Genomic DNA, 24,071 nt, shown 5'->3' on the forward strand with positions numbered 1-24,071 from the left:
GCCTGAGGGCAAGGGCGGGCCGCCACTGGCGCCGCCGCGCGCATGCGGGCATGTTTGCGCCATGCGCAGCAGCAAGATTCGCCCGTGGACCGGACCCAACCTGCCGAGACCGCGGCGCGGCGCCCCGGAGCGCGGCCCGGCGGACACGTTCCAGCGCCGGACAGGGGATCGACCGGGTCTCGCATGAGCTTCCGCTTCCTCCATTCCAGCGACCTGCATCTCGGCAAGCGCTTCGGCAACATCGCCGACGAGACGCTGCGCGGGCGCCTGCGCGACGCCCGCCACACCGTGCTCGGCCGGCTCGCCGCCCGCGCCCGCGAGCAGGGCGCCGGCACGATCCTGCTCGCGGGCGACAGCTTCGACACCGAAACGCCCTCGCCCGATATCCGCCGGCAGGCGCTGGCCGAGATGGGTCATCACGCCCCGCTCCGCTGGGTGCTGCTGCCCGGCAACCACGATTCGCTGCAGGCGAGCCAGCTGTGGAGCGCCATCCGCGCCGAGGCGCCGCCCAATGTCGTGTTCGCCACCGAGCCCGCGCCCGTCGAGCTGGCGCCCGGCGTCGTGCTGCTGCCCGCCCCCTGCACCGCCCGCCGCCCCGGCCGCGACCTCACCGAATGGATGGACGCCGCGCCGACGCCGGAGGGCACGCTGCGCCTCGGCCTCGCCCATGGCGCCATGCGCGACTTCTCCGAGGAGGGCGTCGGCCTCGACGTGCTCGCCCCCGACCGCGCCGCCCGCGCCGGGCTCGCCTATCTCGCGCTCGGCGACTGGCACGGCGCGATGGCCCTCGATGCCCGCACCCGCTACAGCGGCACGCCGGAGCCGGACCGCTTCAAGCACGACCGCCCCGGCGAGGCCCTCGTCGTCAGCCTGTCCGCCCCCGCCGCCGCGCCGGAGGTGATGCCGGTCGAGACCGCGAGCTTTTCCTGGCGCATGTTGCCGCTGCACCTCCTCTCCGGGGATGACGGTGCGGAAAGGCTCGCCGGCCTGCTGCCGCCCGGCCCCGCCCGCCGGCAGACGCTGGCGCGCCTCGTCGCCACCGGCCGCGCCAGCCTCGCCGGGCGCAGCGCGCTCGCCGCCGCCATCGACCATGCCGCACCGGAATTCGCCCTGCTGGAACTCGACGAGTCCGGCCTGATGAACGATATCGAGGCCGAGGATCTCGATCTCATCGACCGCGCCGGCGCCCTGCGCGAGGCCGCCGAGGCGCTGCGCGCCGAAAGCCTCGATGCCGCCCGTCCCGCCGCCGAGCGCGCCATCGCCCGCGCCGCGCTGGCGCGGCTGTTCTCGCTGAGCCAGCGGGTGGGCTCATGAAGATCGCGGCGCTGCGGCTCTACAATGTCAGGCGCTTCGCCCGGCAGGGCATTGCCATCGAGGGCATCGGCGACGGCGTCAACGTGCTGTGCGCCGCCAACGAATTCGGCAAGTCGACCAGCTTCGAGGCGCTGCACGCGCTGTTCTTCCAGCCGCATACCGGCGTGCCGAAGGATGTGCGGCGCCTGCAGCCCTATAGCGGCGGCAATCCGCTGGTCGAGGCCGACATCGTGGTGCCCGAGGGCCGCTTCCGCCTGACCAAACAGTTCATCGGCGGCAAGCGCGCCAGCGTCGTCGATCTCGCCATCGGCCGGCTCGTCGCGCAGGCGGACGAGGCCGAACGCTTCATCGCCGGCCTCATTCGCGGCGGCACCGCCGGCCCGGCCGGCCTGCTCTGGGTGCGGCAGGGCAATACCGGCCTCGAGAAGCGCAAGGAGGACGAGGACGAGCGGCAGGTCCGCGAGAGCCTGCTCACCTCGGTGCAGGGCGAGGTCGAGGCGATCACCGGCGGCCGGCGCATGTCGGAGATCATCGCCGCCTGCGAGGAGGAACTCGGCCTTCTCGTCACGCCGACGCTGAAGCCGAAAAGCGGCGGCCCTTATCTCAAGGCCATCGGCGAGCGCGATCTTCTTGCAGAGGAGGAACGGCGTCTCGCCGCCGAGGTGGAGGCGCTGCGCCAGGCGCTGGACGAGCGCGCGAAGACCCTCCGGCGCCTTGCCGAGCTCGGCAATGCCGAGGAGAAGGCCGCCCGCCGCGCCGCCGTCGAGAAGGCCGCCGCCGCCTTCGAGGCGGCCAAGGCCCATGCCGAGAAGCTGAAGGCCGCCGAGGCCGAGGCCGCCCTCGCGCGCCACCGCCACGACGGGGCCGAGCGCGAGCTCGCCGCCTTCCGCGAGGCGCTGGCGCGCGCCGGCGCCCTGCGCGCCGAACTCGCCGGCGCCGAAACCCGGCGCGTCGAGGCACTTTCCCGGCGCGGCGATGCCGCCGCCGCCGTGGAGGCCGCCACCGCCGAGGTGCATGCCGCCGAGACCGAGGAGCGCGAGGCGCGCGATTTGCTCGCCCGGCTCGATGCCGCCCTCAGGGCCCGGCAGGCGGCGCAGGAACTGGAGGTGCTGCGCGACCGCCTGCGGCAGGCGGAAGCGCGGCGCGGCGGCGTCGAGCAGGCCGAGGCGGCGCTGGCGCTGCTCGCCATTCCCGCCGAGGCGGTCGAGCAGTTGCAACGCCTCGAGGTCGAGATCGCCCGGCTGCGCGCCGCCGAGGAGGCGCGGCTGCCCTCGCTGCGTCTTGCCTATGAACCCGGGAGCGCGCCGCTCATGCTCGACGGCGAGCCGCTCGGGCCGGACGAGGAGCGGGCGATCCACGATGTCGCGCGGCTCGCCCTGCCCGGCATCGGCACGCTCACCATCCGCACCAATCGCCCCGCCGGTGCCGACACGGCGCGCAAGACCGCCGAGCGCGGCCGCGCCGAGCTGCTGGAAAGCCTCGGCGTTTCCGATCTCGCCGCCGCGCGTCGCCGGCAGGTGGAGGCGCAGGAGAAGGCCGCCGAACGCGACCGCCTGCGCCTCGAACTGCGCCATCTGGCCCCGGACGGGCTGCCCAAACTGCGTGAAGAGGTGGCCCGCCGCGCCGCGGTGCTGCCCGAGGCTTTGGAACTCAAGGCCGACCCGGAGGAGACGCACGCCGCCGTCCAGCGTGCCGAGGCGCGCGTCGGGACGGCCCGCAACAGGGCCCGCGAGACGCAGCCGCTTCAGGCCCGCGCCATCGAGGCCCACGCCGAGGTCGAGGCCGTGCTCAAGGCCCATGCCGGCGAGCGCGCCCGCCTCGATGCCCTGCTCGGCCCGGAAGCCGGACGCGAGGCGCGGGAGCAGGCCCTCGCCGCCGCCCATGCCGACGGCCAGGCGGTGTTCGGGAGCGCCGCCGCCCATGCCGACGGGCTGCGCGCGGCCGCCCCCGACCTCGCCTCCGCCGAGGCGGCGCTGCGCCGGGCGACATCGGCCGAGGACGCCGCCACGCAGGAGGAAAGCCGGCTCAATGTCGCCCTGGCCGACCTCAACGGACGGATCCGCACCCGCTCGGACGAGGCGGTGGAGGAAGTCTGGCAGGAAGCGCGCGACAGGCTCGCCGCCGCCGAGGCACGCGTGAGCGCCTTCGAGACCGAGGTCGCGGTGCTCGACCGCCTGCGCACGGCGCTGCAGGAGTCGCGCTCGGCCGCGCGCGACCTCTATCTGCGGCCGGTGCTGACGGAACTGAGGCCCCTGCTCGGCCTCCTGTTCGACGACATCGACATCACCTTCGACGAGAAGACCCTGCTGCCGCAGGCCGTGCGCCGCAACGGCCAGGAAGAGGAAGTGGACCGGCTCTCGGGCGGCATGCGCGAGCAGCTCTCCGTGCTCACCCGCCTCGCCTTCGCGCGGCTGCTCGCCCATGACGGCCGTCCGGCGCCGGTGATCCTCGACGATGCGCTGGTCTATTCCGACGACGACCGCATCGAGCGGATGTTCGACGCGCTGCACCGGCAGGCCCGCGAGCAGCAGATCATCGTGTTCTCCTGCCGCCAGCGGGCCTTTTCCCGGCTCGGCGGCACGGTGTTGCAGATGCAGCCCTGGCAGCCGGACCTCGCCTAGTCTCGATCGCCCTCCCGATCGCCGCCCCCCTGTGCGATGAATTTTCCCGCCCGCCGCCGCCGACGTTGCGGAAGGCGGCGGCCGCGATGCTAGTCTGCCTCATCCCTTGCAGCCGGAAGAAGGGCTCATGCTGTTCGAATGGATTGCCGATCCCGCCGCCTGGGTCGGGCTGGCGACGCTGATCGTCCTCGAAGTCGTCCTCGGCATCGACAATCTCGTCTTCATCGCCATTCTCGCGGACAAGCTGCCCCCGGATCAGCGCGACCGGGCGCGGCTGACGGGATTGTCGCTGGCGCTGATCACCCGCCTCGCCCTGCTGGCCTCGGTGTCGTGGATCGTCACCCTCACCTATCCGCTGTTCACCCTGCTGGGCAGCGAGATCTCCTGGCGCGACATCATCCTCATCGCCGGCGGCCTGTTCCTGCTGTTCAAGGGCACCACCGAGCTGCACGAGCGGCTGGAGGGCGGCCATGCGGACGAGCGGCGCAGCAGCGGCCAGGCGGTGTTCTGGCAGGTGATCGTGCAGATCATCGTGCTCGACGCGGTGTTCTCGCTCGACAGCGTCATCACCGCGGTGGGCATTGCGCGCGAGCTGCCGATCATGATGATCGCCGTGGTCATCGCCGTCGGGGTGATGATGCTGGCGAGCCGGCCATTGGCGGCCTTCGTCGGCGCACACCCCACCGTCGTCATCCTCTGCCTCGGCTTCCTGTTGATGATCGGCTTCAGCCTGATCGTCGAGGGCTTCGGCGTCCATGTCCCCAAGGGCTATCTCTACGCCGCCATCGGCTTCTCCATCCTCATCGAGGCGGCGAACCAGGTGGCCCGCCGCAACCTGCGCCGGCGCGTCACCACCCTGGATCTGCGCGAGCGCACCTCCCGCGCGGTGCTGCGCCTGCTGCGCGGCGGGGAGAGCGCGCCGGAGAGCTCCGCCGAAATCGCCGTCATCGCCTCCACCATGGGCGAGGCCGGCGCCTTCAGCCCGGAGGAAAGCGCGATGATCGAGCGGGTCCTCACCCTCGCCGAACGGCCGGTCCGCGCCATCATGGTGCCGCGGGTCGATACGGTGTGGCTGGATGTGGAAGATCCGCCGGAGGCGCTCCTCGACGAGATCCGCAGCAGCGGGCGCTCGCGCTTCCCGGTGTGCCGGGGGGAGATCGACGAGGTGATGGGCGTGGTGCACGCCAAGGACCTGCTGGCACAGTACGACGCCGACGGCCGGCTCGATATCGGCAAGGTGGCGCGCCAGCCGCTCTACATCGCCGAGACGCTGCCGGTGCTGCGCCTGCTCGAACAGTTCAAGGGCTCGCCCGTGCACATGGCGGTGGTGGTGGACGAGCGCGGCACCTTCGAAGGCATCGTCACGCCGACCGACATATTGATCGCCATCGCCGGCGACCTGCCCGAGCTTGCCGGCGAGGAGGCACCCCATGCCCAGCGGCAGGAGGACGGCTCCTGGCGGCTCGACGCCCGCATGCCCGTCGACGAGGTGGAACGCACCCTCGGCCTCGACGGATTGCGCGGCGAGGACGACGATTTCGAGACGCTGGCCGGCTTCGTGCTGGAGCGTTTCGGCCGGCTGCCGGAGGTCGGCGAGACGCTGGAATGGCATGGCTGGCGGTTCGAGGTGCTGGCGCTGAAGGGGCATCGCATCGATCGGGTGCGTGCCTGGCGCGTCGCCTAGCCCGCCTGCCAGGCGAAGTCCGGTGCCTCGGTGACGAGGCGCAGCTCCGGGAACAGCGCCTTCAGCCCGGCGAGGCGCGCCTTCGGCAGGAAGGCCGGCAGCATCACCGAAGGCCGCACCGCCGCGACGAGCACCCGCAGGCCCTCGCGGGTCGGGTGCACGTTCCAGCGCCGCAGCGTCGCCTGCCCGCCGGCGACGAGGCGTTCGGCGGCGGATCCCGCGGCGACATGGCCGGTGAAGACCACGTCCGCCTCGCCGCTGGCGACGAAGCGCTGCGCCAGCGCCGCGGACAGCCCCCGCTCGGCCTGCGCCCCGGCGACGATCATGACGCCGGCGGCCGGGCTGCGTGCCGTCAGCGTGCCGGCGGTCTCCAGCACCTGCGCCGGCCAGTCGCGAAGCTCCGCCACGGCGGTCGCGGGCCGCTCGGCCATCGCCTGCGCCACTGCCCGCGTGGCCGGACAGAGCGAGACCGGCACCCCGGCGCGCTGGAAGGCCAGCGCCATCTCCAGCGCCCGCCCGGCCGGCGGCGCCGGCAGCAGCAGCGCCCGCGCGCGGGCCAGCGCCACGAGAGCGGCCGCCTGCCGGTCGAGCGGCTCCTCGGCGTCGCCATAGGAGGCGTCGCAGACCAGCGCCGCCGCCGGCAAGGGCGGCACCACCGGAAACAGCGCGCTCTCGGCGGAATAGTCGCCGCTATAGAGGAGGCCCGAGGCCCCGCCGATGCGCATCCACACCGCGCCCGGCGCATGGCCGGCCGGCCCGGTCTCGACGTCGAGGCCGGCGATCCGCGTCGTCCCGCCGAATGGCAGGTCCTGTGCCTGCCGCAGCCGGTCCTCGCCCGCCAGCGCCCGCACCGCCTCGGTGGCGTAGACCGGCGGATCGCCGATCTCCGGCGCGAGGTCCAGCGCCCCGACATGGTCGGGATGGCCGTGCGAGATGAGGATGGCGTCCACCTTGCCGATGCCGCCCAGAGACGGTCGCCGCCCGGCATCCGGCCCCTCGCCGAGGTCGAGCAGCAGGCGCCGGCCGTCCATCTCGAGGAGGAAGCAGGCCGGCCCCTTCATGCCCCATCCCGACAGCGCGGCCAGACGTTTCATCACTGCAGCCCCGTGAAGCGGGCGCCGGCGAAGCGGCGCAGCGCGGCGATCAGCAGCATGGGGATCAACGTCGTCAGCACGATGGCGATGAAGCTCATGGTCATGCCGAGCCCCACCGAGCCCTGCTCGAATTGCCGCCAGATGAAGCCGGCAATGGTCATCATCCCCACCGGCGCCACCAGCAGCGAGGCGACCAGTTCGCGCGAGGCCACCGCGAAGACCAGCAGCATGGAGGTGACGAGGCTGGGCAGGATCAGTGGCAGCATGATGCGGCGGAACACGGTGAGCGGCCGCGCGCCCGCCACCCGCGCCGCCGCCTCCAGATTGTCGCCGATCTGCTGGAAGGCCGCGGTGGCGTAGCGCACCGGCTGCGGCAGCAGGATGCAGCAATAGGCTATGAGCAGGATGAAGGCGGTGTTGTAGGGGGTCAGCGGCAGCCAGGGCTGGTTCCAGGCGAGGATCATGCCCACTGCCACCACCACTCCGGGCAGCGCGCTCGGCAGCATGGCCAGCACTTCCAGCCCAAGCCGCCCGCGCCCGCGCCCCTTCACCACCGCATAGGCAGTGAGCGCCCCCAGGGCGCCGGCGACCAGTGCGGTGCCGATGCCCAGGCTCAGCGAATTGCCCAGCGCCTGCAAGGCGCCGCCGGCATTGAAGAGCACTTCCTCGAAGTTCTGCAGCCCCATATTGGACGGCTTCAGCCCGCCGGAAATGGTCTTGGACAGCGCGGTGGCGAGGATGGCGGCGAGCGGCAGCCCGGTCGCCAGCAGCGCGACCAGCGCGAAGGCGAGCCCCACCGGCACCGCCCACGGGCCGAGCGCCCGCTTGTCCTTCGCCTGCGGCTTGCCGCCGACGGTGTCGAAGTTGCGCCCGGAGAGGATGCGCCGCTGGATCAGGAAGGCCACCAGCGACAGCCCGACCAGCAGCAGCGACAGGATGGCGGCGCCGGGCAGGTCGATCGGCCAGTCGGAGATGCGGGTCTCGATGCCGGTCACCAGCACCTCGAAGCCGAAACGGGTGCCGAGCGCCGCCGGCGTGCCGTATTCCTCGATGGCGAGTGCGAACACCAGAAGCAGGCTCGCCGCCAGCCCCGGCGTCGCCAGCGGCAGGGTGATGCGCCAGAACGCCCGCGCCGGCCGCGCCCCGAACACCCGGCCGACATCGGCATAGCGGGTGCCCACCGCCTCAATGGTGCGCGACACCGCGAAATACACCACCGGGAACAGGTTGAGGGTCATGATCAGGATCATGCCCGGCACCGAGAACAGCAGCGGCCCGAGATTGATCCCCGTCAATTGCTGGAGATAGCCGCGCGGCTGCATCGTCATGATCCAGCCCAGCGTGGCGATGTAGGGCGGGATCATGAACGGCACGAGGAAGGCGACGTCCCACACCAGCGCGCCGGGCACCCTGAACAGCGCCCGCGCCACCGCCAGCGGCACGCCGATCAGCGTGCAGCCGGCGACGACGCCCAGCCCGATGAGCAGCGTGTGGCCGGCGAGGCGGATGAGCGCCGGGTCGGCCAGCGTCTTCGGCAGATGCTGCAGGGGCTTGGCGAAGGAGCCGCGCCCGAGCTCCGGGAAGATCGCCTGCAGCACGATGAAGACGAAGGGCACGGCGACGATCAGCGCGAGGCTCACCCCCGCCACCCAGCCGATCGGGCCGTGGCCGCTCGTCCTCGCCGCTGCCGCGCGCATGTCGAGCGCCTTACTTGCCGAACACCTTGCCGAATTCGGCCAGCGTGGCGTCGCGCTTGCCATAGACCGCCGCCGCGTCGACGGGCAGGATCTTCAGCTCGGAGATCAGCGGCCGGTTGGCCTTTACGTCGGCGCGGGCCGGCATCAGATAGGTCGCCGCCACCGCCTTCTGGCCCTCGTCGGAAAGCACGTAGTCGATGAACTTCTTGGCGTCGTCCTGCTGCTTCGACCAGTTGAGGATCATCATCGGGCGCGGAGCGATCACCGTGCCGGAGGCCGGGAAGATCACGTCGATCGACTCGCCCTTGGCCTTGGCGGCCAGCGAGATGTAGTCGACGGCGCCGAACACCGCCGCCTTGGCGCCCTGCATCACCGGGTTGAGCGCCTCGGCATTGGCGCCGGCGACGATGGCGCCGTTGGCGGCGAGACCCTTGAACAGCTCCCAGCCATCCTTGGCCTGCAACGCGGCGGTGAGCTCAAACGAAGCGCCGGACTGCGCCGGATCCGGGATCGTCACGAGGTCCTTGTACTCCGGCTTGGTCAGGTCGGCCCACTCCGCCGGCTTCGGCGTGCCCGAGGCCGGGTTCCAGGCGATGCCGAGCGCCGAGATGCCCTGCGCTACCGCGGTGTCGTTCTTCAGGAAGGCCGGCACTTTCTCGGCGTTGGGGCTGGTGTAAGCAACCAGCCAGCCGCGCCTGGCGAAGTCGGTGGCGGTGTCCCAGGAGGCGGAGATCAGCACGTCGACCACCGGGTTGGCGGCCTCGGATTCGATGCGCGCCATGATCTTGCCGGTGGTGGCCTGGAAGACGTTGACCTTCACGCCGGTCTTGGCGGTGTAGCCGGCCGCCAGCTTGTCGATCAGCCCGCCGGGGCCGGCGGAATAGACGGTGATGTCGGCCAGGGCGGCGCTCGTCGCGAGCAGCGACGCCCCGAGGGCGAGGGCGAGGGAAAAGGCGCGCATGATCGGCTCCTGCAGCTAGGCGGCGGCGGAAGAGGTCCCGGAGGACGAGGCCGCGTTGGTTGGGGACGACGTGACGGGATCGGCGAACCAGCGCAGGTCCTGCGGCGGACAGAACAGGCCGACGATCTCGCCGATGGCGGCGCGGCGCGGGCTGGCGAGCTGGATGTCGAGCGCGGTGCCGCAGAGGCGCAGCGTCAGCACATGGCCATCGCCGCGGAAGCGGGTGCGGATCACCTCGGCGCGGGGACGCCCTTCTATCGCCGGGCCGACCAGCGTCGCCCGGGCGGGCAGCAGCAGCCGGGCCGCCTCCGCCGCCGGACCGCCGGGGCCGATGCTCATGTCGGTGCCCTCGATCAGCCACCCGGCCTCGGAGCGGCGCATCGGCAGCAGGCAGCCGAGATTGAGGAACTCAGCCACTTCCGGGCTGGCCGGCTCGGCGATCAGCGTCTCCGGCGCCGCCATCTGGACGATCCGCCCGCCGCGCATCACCGCCACCTGATGGGCGAGCGCGAAGGCCTCGGTGCGGTCGTGCGTCACATAGAGGGCGGTGAGGCCGAGCTGGGCGACCAGCGCCCCGATCTCGCCCACCATCGCCTCGCGCAGCTCGGGATCGAGATTGGACAGCGGCTCGTCGAACAGCACCAGCGGCGGCTCGGCGACGATGGCGCGGGCCAGCGCCACCCGCTGCTGCTGGCCGCCGGACATGTCGGAGGGCCGGCGCTCCGCCATGGCGCCGAGCCCGACGCGTTCCAGCGCCGCCGCCACGCGGGCGCGCCGCTCGGCCGACGGCACGCCGCGCATCTCCAGCGGGAAGCCGACATTGCCGGCGACGCTCATATGCGGCCACAGCGCATAGTCCTGGAACACCATGCCGAGCCCGCGCGCCTCCGGCGGCACGAAACGGCCGAGGGCGGCGTCGGCGACCGGCACGCCGAGGATCTCGATCCGCCCGGCGCTGGGCGCCAGCAGCCCGGCGACCAGTTGCAGCAGCGTGGTCTTGCCGCAGCCGGAAGGGCCGAGCAGCGCCAGCACCTTGCCGGGCGCCACGTCGAAGCCGACCTCGTCGAGGATCCGCGCCGGGCCATAGCTCAGGCCGAGGCCGCGGACCGAGACCGCTGGGCTTGTGTCGGAGGACATGAGGGATCCGGATGCGAACGATCCGGGCACAGCTAAGCGAGCCGCATGACACTTGCGTGACGGCTACGCGACACCGACGCCACCGGCACGGCGCAAGCCGCCGCTGCCCCGCCGCCAATCCGGCGCCGGCAACGGGAGGCACTCCCGCCGCCGGCCGGTTCGGATACCCGCACGGATCATCGCGCGAGCGGGAAGCCCGTACGCCTCAGCCGGGTTCCGCCCCTTGGTCCGACACCACCCCATGCCCCAGCGTGGCGATGAAGCGCGCGGTGCGCTCCTGCCGCGGCCGGGTGAAGAGCTCGGCCGCCGGCCCGCCTTCCACCACCTCGCCGGCTTCCAGCAGCACCGCGTCCTGCGCCACCCGCGCGGCGAGGCGCAGGTCATGGGTGGCGATCAGCATGGTGGTGCCTTCGCGGGCGAGCTGCGCCAGCACCTCCACCACTTCCAGCGACAATTCCGGGTCGAGCGCCGAGGTCGGCTCGTCGCACAGCAGCACCCGCGGCGAGGAGGCAAGCGCGCGGGCGATGGCGACGCGCTGCTGCTGGCCGCCGGAAAGCTGCGCCGGCCAGGCCTGCGCCTTGTCCGCCAGCCCCACCTTGTCGAGCAGCTCCAGCGCCCGGGCCCGCGCCTTCGCCTCCGGCCATTTCAGCACCACGATCAGGCTTTCCATGACGTTGCCGAGCGCGGTGCGGTGCGGGAACAGCTGGAAGTTCTGGAACACCATGCCGGTCTGGCGCCGCACCCGGCGCAGCGTCTCGCGCTCGGGCGGGCGGCCGGTGAAGCGCACCGTCTCCCCGCCGATGACCAGCTGTCCCGCCTCCGGGATCTCCAGCAGGTTCACGCAGCGCAGCAGCGTCGACTTGCCGGAGCCGGACGGGCCGATCAGCGCCGTCACGCTGCCCTCGCGCACCGCGAGGCTCACGCCCTTCAGCACCGTCAGGTCGCCGAAGCTCTTCACGATGTCGGCGAGGCGGATCATCGCGCCGCCTCCGGGGCAAGGCCGCTGGCGCGGGCGAGCCGGTGCTCCAGCCGGTCCTGCAGCGCCGACAGCACCGAACTCAGCGCCAGATAGATCAACGCCGCCTCGATATAGATGATCAGCGGCTCGTAGCTGGTGGCGACGATGCGCTGCGCCGCCTGGAACAGCTCCGGCACGGTGACGGCGGCGGCGAGCGAGGTGTCCTTCACCAGCGAGATGAAGGTGTTGGACAGCGGCGGCACCGCCGTGCGCGCCGCCTGCGGCAGCACGGTGCGCCGCAGCGCCTGCGCCCAGTTCATGCCGATGGAATAGCTCGCCTCCCACTGGCCCTTGGGGATGGAGGCGATCACCGCCCGCACGATCTCGGAACTGTAGGCGCCGACATTCAGCGTGAAGCCGATCAGCGCCGCCGGGAAGGCGTCGAGCAGGATGCCGACGCTGGGCAGGCCGTAGAAGATCACGAAGAGCTGCACCAGCAGCGGCGTGCCGCGGATGATCCACACATAGAAGCGCGCGAGCGCCACCAGCGGGCGCGGCCCGTAGAGCCGCGCGAGCGCGGTCAGGAAGCCGAGCGTCAGGCCGAAGGCGAAGGACAGCAGCGTCAGCGGTACGGTGAAGACGAGACAGGCCCACAGGAGCGGCGCGAGCGAGTCGAGCATGAGTTGCAGCCAGTGCGGCACGGCGGTCCTTCCCAGATGCGACAGAACCGGCCCTGCGGCCGGTCCTCGAGGTGATGCGCCGGCGCGGGGCCGCCTCCGGGGTCGACCCGAGAACCACCTCATCCCTAGGTGCCCGGCCGCAGGCCGGGCCTCGAAGGATGCTCCTCCGGGCGCGCTTTACCGAGCATCCTTCGAGGCTCGCCACGCCCGCGCCTCAGGATGAGGACGGCTTACGGATCGGGTCGGCAGGCGGAGGCGACGGTCGGGCCGCCCCGACCAGCTTACTTCGAAACGTCCGCGCCGAAATAGGCGTCGGAGATGCGCGCATAGGTGCCGTCGGCCTTGATCGCGTCGAGCGCCTTGTTGATGGCGGCGACGAGATCGGGATTGCCCTTGCGCAGGATGATGCCGGAATAGTCGGCGTCCTTCTGCTCGGCGACGATCTTCACCGGTGCATCCGGCTTGTGCTTCTTGAAGTCGAGGAAGGACAGGCTGTCGTTCAGCGTGGCGTCGGCCCGCCCGTTGAGCACCAGCTGGATCGACTGGTCGAAGCCGTCGGTGCCGACGAGGCTGGCGCCGTAGCCCTCCGCCAGCTTGCCGAAATTGGAGGTCAGCGACTGCGCCGCCCGCTTGCCCTTCAGGTCCTCGAAGCTCTTGATCGTGTCGTTGCCGTCGCGCACGATCAGCACCGCCTTGGAGGCGATGTAGGGCTGCGAGAAGTCGTACTTCGCCTTGCGCGCCTCGGTGATGCCGACCTGGTTGATCACCACGTCGTAGCGGCGGGCATCGAGGCCGGCGATCAGCCCGTCCCATTTGCCTTCCAGGAATTCGGGATTCACGCCGAGGCGCTTGGCGATCTCCTGCCCGATCTCGACGTCGAAGCCGACCAGCTTGTTGGCCGAGTCGTGATAGGTGAAGGGCGGATAGGTGCCCTCGGTGCCGATGCGGATGACGCCGGCCTGCTTGATGCTGGCCAGCTCGTCCGCCCGGGCGACGGCCGCCAGCGGCACGAGCGCGGCGATCGCAACGGCGAACAGGGTCTTGCTGATGAAGCTCATGATCTCACCTCACGGCGGCAGGCCGCGCACATGCGCGCGGGAACCCCTGGTCCAGTTGGGGCCCGCGCGCGGTTTTCGCCAGGGCACGAGGCCGCGGCAATGGACGGCATCGGTCGCATAACGACCGAAAATTGTCTACTGAATTTATAGTCTACCTTGCCCCTCATGCGAGCGGCCCCGCGGCGGCGCCCGCTTCCGCGAGGGCCTGCTGCAGCGGGCGCGGACGGCCGAGATAATAGCCCTGGCCCTCGGTGCAGCCCGCGCGCCGGACGACGTCCAGTTGCTCGGCGGTCTCGATCCCCTCGGCGGTGGTGGTCATGCCGAGGCGCAGCGCGAGCGCGGCCAGGGCATCGACGATGGCGGCGCTGTCCGCCCGGTGCGGCATTTCCTGCACGAAGGACCGGTCGATCTTGATCTTGTCCAGCGGGAACAGCCGCAGATGGCTGAGGCTGGAATAGCCGGTGCCGAAATCGTCGAGCACGATGCGCACGCCCAGCAGCCGCAGCCGCCGCAGCACGTCGAGATTGCGCTGGTTGTCGGCGAAGAGCGTGGTCTCGGTGATCTCCAGCTCCAGCCGGCCGGGATCGAGGCCGGTGGCGCGCAGCACCTCGCCCACCGTTTCCACGATGCCGCCGAAAGCCAGCTGGACGGGCGAGATGTTGATCGCCACCTTCAGCTCGCCCGGCTGCCCGGCGATGTCCTCGCAGGCGCGGCGCAGCACCCAGGCGCCGATCTCGACGATGAGCCCGGTTTCCTCGGCCAGCGGAATGAACAGGCCCGGGCAGACGGTACCGCGCCGGGGATGCGTCCAGCGCAGCAGCGCCTCGAACCCGCTCAGCCGCGCCTGCGCCAGCTGGAAGATCGGCTGGTAGGCGAGCTCGAACTGCCCGGCCGCCAGCGCCTGGCGCAAATCCGCCTCCATCTCCAGCCGGGCGCGCAGATGCTCGTCCATCTCCGGCGCGAAAATCCGGTAGGTGCCCCGCCCTTGGGCCTTCGCCTCGTAGAGGGCGAGGTCGGCCTGCTTCAGCAGGGCGTCGGCATCGGTTCCCATCCCGTCGGCGAGCGCGATGCCGACGCTGACGCTGATGGCGATGGAATGGCCGAGAATGCTGTAGGGCGCGCTCAGCGTCTCGATGATGCGCCCGCTGAGAATCTGCGCTTCCGCCGAGGCGGCCGGCGCGAGGCTGATGACCGCGAACTCGTCGCCGCCGAGCCGGGCGATGCGGTCGGAATCGCCGACGCAGCCGAGCAGCCGGTCGGCCGCGGCGCGCAGCAGCGCGTCGCCGATCGGGTGGCCGAGCGTATCGTTGACGTCCTTGAAGCGGTCGAGATCGAGATAGAGCAGCGCCATGCGGACGCCCTGCTCCTTGGCGCCGTGCAGCGCCGCCTCGGCGCGCTCGCGGAACAGCACCCGGTTCGGCAGGCGGGTCAGGTCGTCGTGATGGGCGAGGAAGCGGATGCGGCTCTCACGCTCGGTCAGTGCCGCGTTCTGCCGCTGCGCCTCCTGGGCGGCCTCGTTCGCCCGTACATTGGCCTCGGCGAGCTCGGCCAGCGCGGTCTTGAGCATGGTGACGTCGGTGCGGATGCCGACGATGCCGCCATCGGCGGTGTGCCGCTCGCGCACCAGGATCCAGCGCCCGTCCGGCAGCCGGCGTTCATCCGTGCCGGTGCCGCTCCGATGCCAGGCGACCATGCCGGCGACGAACGCCTCGGCATCCGGCCCGGCATCGGGGAACTGGCCGACCTCGACGCCCTTGCGGATGAGCTCCTCATAGCGGATGCCCGGCAGCATGAACGGCGCGACGATCGGGTAGATGTCGCGGTAGCGCTGGTTGCAGGTGACGAGGCGATCCTGCTCGTCCCACATGACGAAGCCGTCCGACATCGCCTCGATGGCGTTCCTCAGCACCGCCGCCGCGCGGGCGCGCTCGGCGTCGGCACGTTCGCGCTGCCTCAGCGCGAAGAGCAGCGCCGCCGCGAAGGCGACGAGCAGCAGCGCGGCGGCGCCGGTGGCGAAGGTCAGGCGGTCGCGGTCGCGGTGCCAGTCGTCCAGCATCGCCCGGCGATTGGCGGTGAGGATCACCCGGACGTCGTCATAGAGCGACGCCCGCACCACCGCGAGCTGCGGCCCCTCCGCGCCGTCCGGCACCAGGAACACCCGGCCGTCCGGCATGCGCCCACCGAGCGCCGAGGGCGGCACCTCGCCGGTGTGCAGTTCGTCATGCGGCAGCGCCGCGATCAGCTGCCCGTCCGGCCGCTCCAGCTGGATCTGCATCCGCGGGTCGATGCCCGCCTCGCCGAGCACCCCCATCAGCCCGGCCAGCGGCACTTCCGCGACGGGGGTCACGCCCTTCCACTCCGGTACCCGGCGGGAGATGTAGAGCGACCATTCGCCGGTCACGCGGTTGCGCACCGGGCCGATGAGCGCCGCCGTGCCGGCGCCGAACTCGCGGGCGCCGAAGGGCAGCGTCCGTCCCAGGCTGCGGGTGCGGGCGGCGGCGATGACCCGGCCTTCCGCATTGACCAGCATCAGGTCGTTATAGGCGAGGGTCTGGAAGTTGACGCCCCGCAGCAGCTCGCCGGCGATCTCCGGCGTCTGCGGCGATGCCTTGGCGGCGGCGAACAGGGTGGACAGGCTGGCAAGCGCGCCGTGAACCTGCAGGAGCTGCCGGTTGAGGGCGTTCTCCACCGCCTGCGAGGCCCGCTCCAGCGAGGCTTCCGCCGTGGCCATGGCCCCGCGCTGGCCCCGGTCGAGCAGAATTCCCAGGCCGACCGCCATCACCAGCAAGAAAACGGCCGTCCCAACGATGACGATCAGCTGAAGGCGATGCCGGATCATCTCTCACTTCTGGCTGCAGCGTACACGTTCACTTCGCCTTGGCTTGGATGCCGAGGGCGGGGGCGAAATAGGTGTTCCAGGCTTTCACGCAGTTCTCGCCGCAGCGTTCGATCCAGCGCGGCAGCACCACCTCGGCGAGCAGGTGGCTGCGACGGGCCTCGTCGGCGGCGGAGGTCGGCACCAGCGCCATCGGCGGCTGCGGCGTGCCGGCACAGGCGAGCTTGCCGGTGTTGCAGGCAAGCCCCCGCTCGGTATCGGCCTCCGCCTGCCGCCAGATGCGCTGCTCGAGGTCGGCCACCCCGGTGCGGATGATCTCCTGCACATCGGGCGGCAGCGCGTTCCACGCCGCGAGATTGGCGCCGAAGAAGGACAATCCCCAGCTGAGCGCCATGGCATGCACATGGGTGGTGACGGCCGGCAGGCCGATCTCGTAGCCGCTCAGCGTCCCGGTGATGGCGCAGTCCACCACGCCGTCGCGCAACGCCTTGGTGATCTCGGCGAAGGGAACCACCACCGGCACCGCGCCGAGCGCGTTCATCAGCTCGAACTGCGCCACCGAGGAGGTCCGCACCTTGCGGCCGGCGAGGTCGTCGAGCCCGGCGAAGGGCTGGTCGCAATAGAGCACCTGCGCGGGATAGGCATAGACCGCCAGCAGCTCGATGCCGTAGCGGTTGCGCAGCACCGTGCCCAGATGCTCGCGGAACAGGCCGAGCGTGCGCCGCAGCGTCGCCATGTCGGGATTGAGCACCGGCAGGTCGACGGCGCTCAATTCGGGATCGTCGGCCGAGGCGACGCTGAGCAGCACGGTGCCGAACGGCACCACGCCCATGCGGATCAGCTGCAGCATCTCCTGGCCGCGCAGCCCGCCGGCATCGAAGGATTTGATGGTCGCCGTCACCCGCCCCCCGGAACGGGTGGCGATCTCCTTCTCCCAGAAGGGTTTTTCCAGCCGGGTGAACTGGGTGACGCCCGCCAGGCCGCCGACGACCTGGAGCTTGATGGGACCGTTCTCGGCGCCGCCGGCCGCTCCCGCGCCGACGCAGAGCGCCAGCGCGATGAAGAGAATCGGCAGTTGCCGCCTCAGGCTGCCCCCCAGGCCCATCAACTCTCCCTGCATTTCCAGGCACGGTCGTGCACGCCCCGGCCGGCGCGGCGCGCATCTATTTCGACAATAGGCGCGATTTCATGGGCAAGGAATAGTAAAACTAATGGTTTGCACATGGTTGCCCCCGCTTGCGGCGTTGTGTCCGCCGGCAAGGGATACCGCCCGGGATACCGTCCGCGGGAAGCCGTGCCGCGAGGCCCCCGAAGCCCACCCCTCGGCCCGCACGATGTCGGCCGGCGCATCAGAAGGCGTCGCGCCGGGCCCGGAACCGCTCGGCCGCCAGCCGGTCGAGCAGGCGGGGCAGGTCGGTGGAATCGCGCAGCTCGATATCGAGGGAAACCGAGCTTTCCTTGGCCCGGCTCGCCGCCGCCAGCCGCTCGTGGCGCAGTTCGTAGATGTTGCCGCCCTCGGCCGCCACCGCGGCGGTCAGCCGTGCCAGCGCGCCGGGATGATCCGGCAGTTCCACGCGGATGCGCACCATGCGTCCGATACGGGTGAGATGGCGCTGCAGCACCGCCACCAGCACGCGGGTATCGACATTGCCGCCGGACAGGATCACCCCGACCTTGCGGCCGCGGAACAGGTCCGGCCGGGCGAGCATGGCGGCGATGCCGGCGGCGCCGGCTCCCTCGCACAGGGTCTTCTCGACGCCGAGCAGCAGCGCGATCGCCTCCTCGATGGCGTCCTCGCCCACCACCGCGATCTCGTCGACGCCCGCCGCCACGATGGCGCGGGTGATCCGGCCGGGATCGGCGACGGCAATGCCCTCCGCCACCGACGAGCCGGGCTCCGCCTCGCCGTCGAAGCGCCCGGTCGCCCGCGCCATGCCGGGAAACATCTCGGACTGCACGCCGACGATGCGCATGTCCGGGCGCAGCGCCCGCGCCACCACCGCCGCGCCGGCGATCAGCCCGCCGCCGCCGATCGGCACGGCGAGGGTGTCGAGTGCCGGCTGCGCCTGCAGCATCTCCAGCGTCGCCGTCCCCTGCCCGGCGATGACGGCGGGATCGTCGAAGGGGTGCACGATGGTCCGCCCTTCCTCCCGGGCCAGCCTGATCATCTCGGCGGCCGCCTCGGCGAAGCCCTCGCCGTGCAGCACCACCCGGGCGCCGTGCTCGCGCACGCGCTCCACCTTGAGATTGGGAGTGGTGGTGGGCATCACGATGGTGGCGCTCACCCCGGTGCGGCGGGCGTGATAGGCGACGCCCTGCGCATGGTTGCCGGCGGACGCCGCGATCACGCCGCGCGCCTGCTCGGCGGCCGACAGCGACAGCAGCTTGTTGAGCGCGCCACGTTCCTTGAACGAGGCGGTGAACTGCAGATTCTCGAATTTCAGCCAGACCTCGGCACCGAGCTGGCGGGACAGGGTCTGCGACGGCACGAAGGGCGTCGCCGCCACCGCGCCCGCGATACGCGCCGCCGCCGCCTCGACATCGGCGAGGCTTACATCAGGAAACGTCACGGCCCTTCACACTCCCGGTCGCCAGTGCGCCAGCCTAGCCCGGCCGGTGGCGCGGCAATAGTGGCGGGCGCCGGCGGCACGGTCGAAATTCCAATCCGGCAGCATTCATGCTGCAATGAGCCATACCATATCCAGATTGGAAACTCGGATGCAGCGGCTGGATTGCGACCGGATGCTGGTGGCGGTGCTGGACCTCGGCAGCTTCGCCGCTGCCGCCCGCCGGCTCGGCACCTCGAGCGGACAGGCCTCGAAGCTGGTCTCGCGGCTCGAGGCCGATCTCGGCGTGCAGCTCATCCGGCGCAGCACCCGGGCGCTGGCGCCCACCGAGGCCGGCGCCGCCTATTACCAGCGCATCAAGGCGCTGCTGGAGGAGTTCGAGGCGCTCGATGCCGCGGTCCGCAACGCGTCGGCCACGCCGGCGGGCACGCTGCGCCTCACCGCGCCGATGTCGTTCGGCTCGATCCAGCTCACCCCGGCGCTGCTCGATTTCGCCCGCGCCTATCCGCAGATACGCCTCGATGTCGGCTTCACCGACCGGGTGGTCGATCTCGTCGAGGAAGGCTACGACGCCGCGGTGCGGATCGGCACGCCGGGCGACAGCAGCCTCGTCGCCCGCAAGCTGTGCGACGCCCGCGTGGTGCTGGTGGCCGCCGCCGCCTATCTCGCCGCCCGCGGCGAGCCGGGCCGCCCGCAGGACCTCACGGGGCATGAATGCCTCGTCGACACCAATTTCCGCGACCCGCTCAACTGGCGGTTCCGCAGCCCGGCGGGCGAGGTCGTCGACGTGCCGATCTCCGGCCGCCTGCGCTTTTCCAGCGGCGAGGCCTGTCTCGCCGCCGCCGCCGCCGGGCTCGGCATCGCCAATGTGCCAAGCTTCATCGCCGGTGCCTCCCTGCGCGCCGGCCATGTCCGGCGGCTCCTGCCGGAATGCGAGGCGCCGCCGCACGGCCTGTTCGCGGTCTACCCGCCGGGGCGGCATCTCGCCGCCAAGGTCCGGGTGCTGGTCGATTTCCTCGTCGCCCGCTTCCGCGGCCGGCCGGCATGGGATCGGGGCTGGTGATCTCCATTCCTTCCGAAATGGAAGGAAACTTCCGCTCTCCGCCCGGATAATCACCCGGTCGCGATGGGAGCAGGATCCGCGGCGACCGATTCCCCGAAAGGATCCTGCCATGATCGATAGCCGCACGGCTCCCTATGCCGTCCTGGTGCTGCGCCTCGCGCTCGGCATCCTCTTCCTCGCCCATGCCGGGCTGAAGCTCTTCGTGTTCACCCCGGCCGGCACCGCCGGCTTCTTCTCCTCGCTCGGCCTGCCCGGCTGGCTCGCCTATGTCACCATCGCCTGGGAGCTCATCGGCGCGGTGGCGCTGATCCTCGGCCTGTGGCCGCGCCTCGCCGCCCTCGCGCTCATCCCGATCCTGCTCGGCGCCATCGTCACCGTGCATGGCCCGGCCGGCTTCTTCTTCACCAATCCGAATGGCGGCTGGGAATTCCTGGCGCTGTGGATCGTCGCCCTGCTCGGCGTGGCGCTCGGCGGCGACGGCGCGCTGGCGCTGAAGCCGACCACCTCGGCCACCCGCTGACGCGCGACGCGCCCTTGCGAAATTGCCGGCGCCGCCGGCAATTTCCGGCGTCGGACACCCGGAACCCACACGGAGGAGACGCCCATGCTGGTCGACGGAAAATGGACGGCCGACTGGCACCCGGTGCAGGCCAAGGATGCCAAGGGCGGCTTCGTGCGGCAGGTCTCCGGCTTCCGCAGCTGGGTGACGCCGGACGGCGCCCCCGGCCCCACCGGCGAGGGCGGCTTTGCCGCCGAACCCGGCCGCTACCATCTCTATGTCGCGCTGATCTGCCCCTGGGCGTCGCGCACGCTGATCGCCCGCAAGCTCAAGAAGCTGGAGGAGGTCGTCTCGCTCTCGGTGGTCGAGCCGGCGCTCACCGATCAGGGCTGGCGCTTCGGCATGCCGCAGAGCCCGCCCGGCGCCACCGCCGACACGGTCAACGGCGCCACCTATCTGCACGAGATCTATACCCGCGCCGACCCGAATTATACCGGCCGCGCCACCGTGCCGGTGCTGTGGGACAGGCAGCGCGGCACCATCGTCAACAACGAATCCGCCGACATATTGCGCATGTTCGATTCCGGCTTCGGTGCGCTGGCGGATGATGGCGTCGACCTCTACCCCGCGGATCTGCGCGAGGCGATCGACGCGCTGAACGAGCGCGTCTATCCGCGCCTCAACAACGGCGTCTACCGCGCCGGCTTCGCCACCACCCAGCTCGCCTATGAGGAAGCCTTCGCCGAGGTGTTCGCCATGCTGGCGGAGCTGGAGCGGCGCCTTTCCGGCGCCGGCCCCTTCCTGTTCGGCGATCGCCTCACCGAGGCCGACATCCGGCTGTTCGTGACGCTGGTGCGCTTCGACGCCGCCTATCACGGCCTGTTCAAGTGCAACCTGAAGCGCCTCGCCGATCATCCGGCGCTGCAGGCCTACATGCTGCGGGTGCTGGACGTGCCCGGCATCCGCGACACGGTGAGCATCGACCACATCAAGCGCGGCTACTATTCCATCAAGTCGCTGAACCCGGACGGCATCGTGCCGGTCGGGCCGGACCTGCCCGGCCTCGCCCCGGTGCAGGTTCCCCTCGCGGATTGAGGTGGCGCCGGCGGGTACGCCTTCCGCCGGCCACGGTGTCAAAAGATTGTCACGGACATACTTGCCCGCCGGCGGCAATCGCTCCACTTTTGGCGCCTGACGCTGCGGCCGGTCCCGGTGCGGGCCGGCAGGCCGATGCGTAGGCGTGAGGGTACGATGCCGGCGAGGATTCCCCTGCTCCAGGGCTTTGCGGGCTACAGGGCACAATGGTTCGGGCGCGATGCCATGGCGGGGCTCGCCATTGCTGCCGTCGCCATTCCCAGCGCCATCGCCTATCCCGCCATTGCCGGCCTGCCGCCGGAAGTCGGCGTCTACGCCTCGATCTTTCCGCTGATCGGCTATGCCCTGCTCGGCCCCTCGCATCGCCTGGTGGTGGGGCCGGACGCTGCCACCATGACCGTGCTCGCCGCCGTGCTGGCGAGCCTCGTCGCCCAGCAGCCGACGGCGGATCGCGTCGGCATCGCGGCGCTGCTGGCGCTCGTCGTGGGCGGGATGTGCCTCATCGCCAGCGCGCTGCGCCTGGGAGCCGTCGCCGCCTTCCTGTCGCGGCCGATCCTCATCGGCTTCATCGGCGGCATCGCCATCTCCATCATGGTCGGCCAGATCGGCCGCCTCACCGGGCTGAAGATCAAATCGGACGGCCTCGTCGCGCCGCTGGTCGATCTGGTGCAGCAATGGCATGCCATCCACTGGCCGTCGCTGGCGCTGGGCCTCGGCCTGCTGGCGCTGACGCTGCTGCTGCAACGGCTGAAATCGCCGGTGCCGGGCCCGCTGGTCGTGGTGGTGCTCGGCATCGCCGCCTCCGCGCTGTTCGATTTCGAAGGGCGCGGCATCAAGGTGGTCGGCGCGCTGCCGCAGGCGCTGCCGTCGCTGGCGCTGCCCTCCCCGTCCGGCCTGCCGCTACAGGAGCTACTGCTCGGCGCCGGCGCGCTGTGGCTGGTGAGCTTCAGCTCCGGCATCGTCGCCGCCCGCAGCTTCGGCGCCCGCGGCGGCTTTCCGGTGGATACCAATCGCGAGCTGGTCGGCCTCGGCGGCGCCAATATCGCCGCCGGGCTGTTCAGCGGCTTTCCGGTGACGGTCTCGGATTCGCGCACCGCCATCAACCTGTCGGTCGGCGGGCGCAGCCAGATGGCGGGCCTCGTCGCCGCGCTGGCGCTGGCCAGCGTCATGCTGTTCCTGAACGACGCGCTGCGCCTGCTTCCCTCGCCGGCGCTGGGGGCGATCCTCGTCGCCGCCTCGATCGGCCTCATCGATGTCGGCAGCCTCAGGGAATTGTGGCGGATCAGCCGCATGGAGTTCGGCTTCGCGCTGATCGGCATGTGGGGCGCGGTCAGCCTCGGCGTGCTCAACGGCGTCATCGTCGCGGTGGCGGCCACCCTGCTCTATGTGCTGATCAAGGAGATGCGCCCGCACGACGCGCTGCTCGGGCGGCTGCCGGGCCGGCCCGGCTTCTACAAGCTGCACCGCTTCAGGGAAGCGCGGCCGGTGCCGGGCCTCGCCATCTATCTGATCCAGGGCAGCCTGCTGTTCTTCAATGTCGATTATGTCCGCGCGCGGCTGCAGGAGGTGATGGAGGCGCTGCCGGCCGACACGCGCTGGTTCCTGCTCGATGCCAGCGCCGTGACGCAGATCGACAGCACGGCGGCGGCGATGCTCGACGAGGTGCGCGCCGCCCTCGCCGAACGCGGCATCGCCTTCGGCATCGTGGAACTGCACACCGATCCGCTGACGCTTCTGGAACGGGCCGGCGTCGTCGACCGGATCGGCCGCGACATGGTGTTCGACGACGTCGAGGAAGCCGCCGCCCGCTTCGATCGGCTGGCGGCGCAGGAACGCAGGGCCGCGGCGGCGACGTAGCGGCCGCGGCAGGAAATCGACCGCCTTTCACTTCCGGGGAGCCACGTGTCATGGAAACCGCCATCGGGAAGCCGGCCGCCGCGCCGGACAAGATGTCCCGCAAGACCTACGAGCAGGAGCTCTACAAGCTGCATGTCGAGCTGGTGAAGCTGCAGGAATGGGCGAAGGCGACCGGCGCCAAGATCTGCGTGCTGTTCGAGGGACGCGACGGCGCCGGCAAGGGCGGCGTCATCAAGGCGATCACCGAGCGCGTCAGCCCGCGCGTGTTCCGCGTGGTCGCGCTGCCCCCGCCGAGCGACCGCGAGAAATCGCAGATGTACGCCCAGCGCTACGTGCCGCATCTGCCGGCGGCGGGCGAGATCGTGATCTTCGACCGCAGCTGGTACAACCGGGCCGGCGTCGAGCGGGTGATGGGCTTCTGCACCGACAAGCAGGCGCGCCGCTTCCTCGAGACCATCGGCTCGATGGAGAAGACCATCATCGATTCCGGCATCCTCCTGATCAAATACTGGCTGGAGGTCAGCCAGGAGGAGCAGACCCGCCGCATCGAGCAGCGCATCAGCGACCCGCGCAAGATCTGGAAGCTCTCGCCGATGGACCTCAAATCCTATAATCGCTGGTACGATTATTCGCGGGCGCGCGACGAGATGTTCGCCATGTCGGACACCGAATGGGCGCCGTGGCACGTCGTCCAGTCCGACGACAAGAAGCGCACGCGGCTGAACGTCATCACCCACCTGCTGTCGAAGGTGCCCTACGAGCCGCCGAAGCGGGAACCCATCAAGCTGCCCAAGCGCCAGAAGCCGAAGGGCTACACCGAGCCTCCCTATGCCCGCCACCGGGTGCCGGAAGTGTTCTGACGCGTCCCGAGGCCGCGGGCCCCTCGCCACCTCCGGCGTGCCGCAACCGGCCTGCGCGGTGCCGGCCATTGCCGATATGCCCGCGCGCCG

The 24,071-nt window shown here is 71.2% G+C and carries 18 protein-coding genes; 8 read left to right on the forward strand and 10 right to left on the reverse strand.

Going from position 1 to position 24,071, the window contains the following annotated elements; genetic code table 11:
• Positions 1 to 183 precede the first annotated feature (183 nt).
• The 3 genes from KHC19_RS02085 to KHC19_RS02095 all read left to right on the forward strand — a co-directional run bounded on the left by KHC19_RS02085 (position 184) and on the right by KHC19_RS02095 (position 5,619).
• Entirely contained in the window at positions 184 to 1,314 is a 1,131-nt protein-coding gene (locus tag KHC19_RS02085) for a metallophosphoesterase family protein (RefSeq protein ID WP_213350357.1), read from the forward strand.
• The gene (locus KHC19_RS02090; RefSeq protein ID WP_213350358.1) at positions 1,311 to 3,935 is read left to right on the forward strand and encodes an AAA family ATPase; all 2,625 of its coding nucleotides are present in this window, start codon (positions 1,311 to 1,313) and stop codon (positions 3,933 to 3,935) included. Before KHC19_RS02085 ends, KHC19_RS02090 begins: the two co-directional genes overlap by 4 nt.
• A 127-nt stretch (positions 3,936 to 4,062) precedes the next feature.
• Complete coding sequence (locus tag KHC19_RS02095; protein ID WP_213350359.1) at positions 4,063 to 5,619, forward strand: TerC family protein; 1,557 nt, start codon at positions 4,063 to 4,065, stop codon at positions 5,617 to 5,619.
• Here the strand turns inward: KHC19_RS02095 and KHC19_RS02100 are convergent.
• From KHC19_RS02100 to KHC19_RS02145, 10 genes are all read right to left on the reverse strand, one after another.
• Positions 5,616 to 6,713, reverse strand: a complete 1,098-nt coding sequence (locus KHC19_RS02100; protein ID WP_213350360.1) for an MBL fold metallo-hydrolase — start codon at positions 6,711 to 6,713, stop codon at positions 5,616 to 5,618. The genes KHC19_RS02095 and KHC19_RS02100 overlap by 4 nt on opposite strands.
• A complete protein-coding gene (locus KHC19_RS02105) occupies positions 6,713 to 8,410 on the reverse strand; it encodes an ABC transporter permease (RefSeq protein ID WP_213350361.1) in 1,698 nt (565 codons plus the stop codon). Before KHC19_RS02105 ends, KHC19_RS02100 begins: the two co-directional genes overlap by 1 nt.
• Positions 8,411 to 8,420: 10 nt before the next feature.
• Positions 8,421 to 9,371 (reverse strand): ABC transporter substrate-binding protein, encoded by a 951-nt coding sequence (locus KHC19_RS02110; protein WP_378296260.1) that lies wholly within the window; start codon positions 9,369 to 9,371, stop codon positions 8,421 to 8,423.
• A gap of 15 nt (positions 9,372 to 9,386) precedes the next feature.
• Positions 9,387 to 10,508, reverse strand: a complete 1,122-nt coding sequence (locus tag KHC19_RS02115; protein ID WP_213350362.1) for an ABC transporter ATP-binding protein — start codon at positions 10,506 to 10,508, stop codon at positions 9,387 to 9,389.
• Positions 10,509 to 10,713: 205 nt separating this feature from the next.
• Positions 10,714 to 11,487 carry an amino acid ABC transporter ATP-binding protein gene (locus KHC19_RS02120; RefSeq protein ID WP_213350363.1) on the reverse strand — a complete coding sequence of 258 codons (774 nt, stop codon included), beginning with the start codon at positions 11,485 to 11,487 and terminating at the stop codon, positions 10,714 to 10,716.
• Complete coding sequence (locus KHC19_RS02125) at positions 11,484 to 12,167, reverse strand: amino acid ABC transporter permease (RefSeq protein WP_213350364.1); 684 nt, start codon at positions 12,165 to 12,167, stop codon at positions 11,484 to 11,486. Before KHC19_RS02125 ends, KHC19_RS02120 begins: the two co-directional genes overlap by 4 nt.
• Positions 12,168 to 12,427: 260 nt before the next feature.
• Positions 12,428 to 13,204 (reverse strand): amino acid ABC transporter substrate-binding protein, encoded by a 777-nt coding sequence (locus KHC19_RS02130; protein ID WP_213350365.1) that lies wholly within the window; start codon positions 13,202 to 13,204, stop codon positions 12,428 to 12,430.
• A gap of 163 nt (positions 13,205 to 13,367) precedes the next feature.
• Entirely contained in the window at positions 13,368 to 16,043 is a 2,676-nt protein-coding gene (locus KHC19_RS02135; protein ID WP_213350366.1) for a bifunctional diguanylate cyclase/phosphodiesterase, read from the reverse strand.
• Between the two features lie 28 nt (positions 16,044 to 16,071).
• Positions 16,072 to 17,145: a TRAP transporter substrate-binding protein gene (locus KHC19_RS02140; RefSeq protein ID WP_213350367.1), complete on the reverse strand. Its 1,074-nt coding sequence runs from the start codon at positions 17,143 to 17,145 to the stop codon at positions 16,072 to 16,074.
• Between the two features lie 244 nt (positions 17,146 to 17,389).
• Positions 17,390 to 18,610 (reverse strand): threonine ammonia-lyase, encoded by a 1,221-nt coding sequence (locus KHC19_RS02145; protein ID WP_213350368.1) that lies wholly within the window; start codon positions 18,608 to 18,610, stop codon positions 17,390 to 17,392.
• A 148-nt stretch (positions 18,611 to 18,758) separates the two neighbouring features.
• On the opposite strand from KHC19_RS02145, the gene KHC19_RS02150 reads away from it, so the two are divergent.
• The 5 genes from KHC19_RS02150 to ppk2 all read left to right on the forward strand — a co-directional run bounded on the left by KHC19_RS02150 (position 18,759) and on the right by ppk2 (position 23,981).
• Complete coding sequence (locus tag KHC19_RS02150; protein WP_213350369.1) at positions 18,759 to 19,670, forward strand: LysR family transcriptional regulator; 912 nt, start codon at positions 18,759 to 18,761, stop codon at positions 19,668 to 19,670.
• A gap of 109 nt (positions 19,671 to 19,779) precedes the next feature.
• Positions 19,780 to 20,190 (forward strand): DoxX family protein, encoded by a 411-nt coding sequence (locus KHC19_RS02155; protein ID WP_213350370.1) that lies wholly within the window; start codon positions 19,780 to 19,782, stop codon positions 20,188 to 20,190.
• An 84-nt stretch (positions 20,191 to 20,274) separates the two neighbouring features.
• Positions 20,275 to 21,264 (forward strand): glutathione S-transferase family protein, encoded by a 990-nt coding sequence (locus KHC19_RS02160; protein ID WP_213350371.1) that lies wholly within the window; start codon positions 20,275 to 20,277, stop codon positions 21,262 to 21,264.
• Between the two features lie 156 nt (positions 21,265 to 21,420).
• A complete protein-coding gene (locus KHC19_RS02165) occupies positions 21,421 to 23,121 on the forward strand; it encodes a SulP family inorganic anion transporter (RefSeq protein WP_213350372.1) in 1,701 nt (566 codons plus the stop codon).
• A 50-nt stretch (positions 23,122 to 23,171) separates the two neighbouring features.
• Positions 23,172 to 23,981: a polyphosphate kinase 2 gene (ppk2, locus tag KHC19_RS02170; protein ID WP_213350373.1), complete on the forward strand. Its 810-nt coding sequence runs from the start codon at positions 23,172 to 23,174 to the stop codon at positions 23,979 to 23,981.
• Positions 23,982 to 24,071 lie beyond the last annotated feature (90 nt).

This window comes from Ancylobacter oerskovii, assembly GCF_018390555.1.
GTDB classification, from domain to species: Bacteria; Pseudomonadota; Alphaproteobacteria; order Rhizobiales; family Xanthobacteraceae; genus Ancylobacter; species Ancylobacter oerskovii.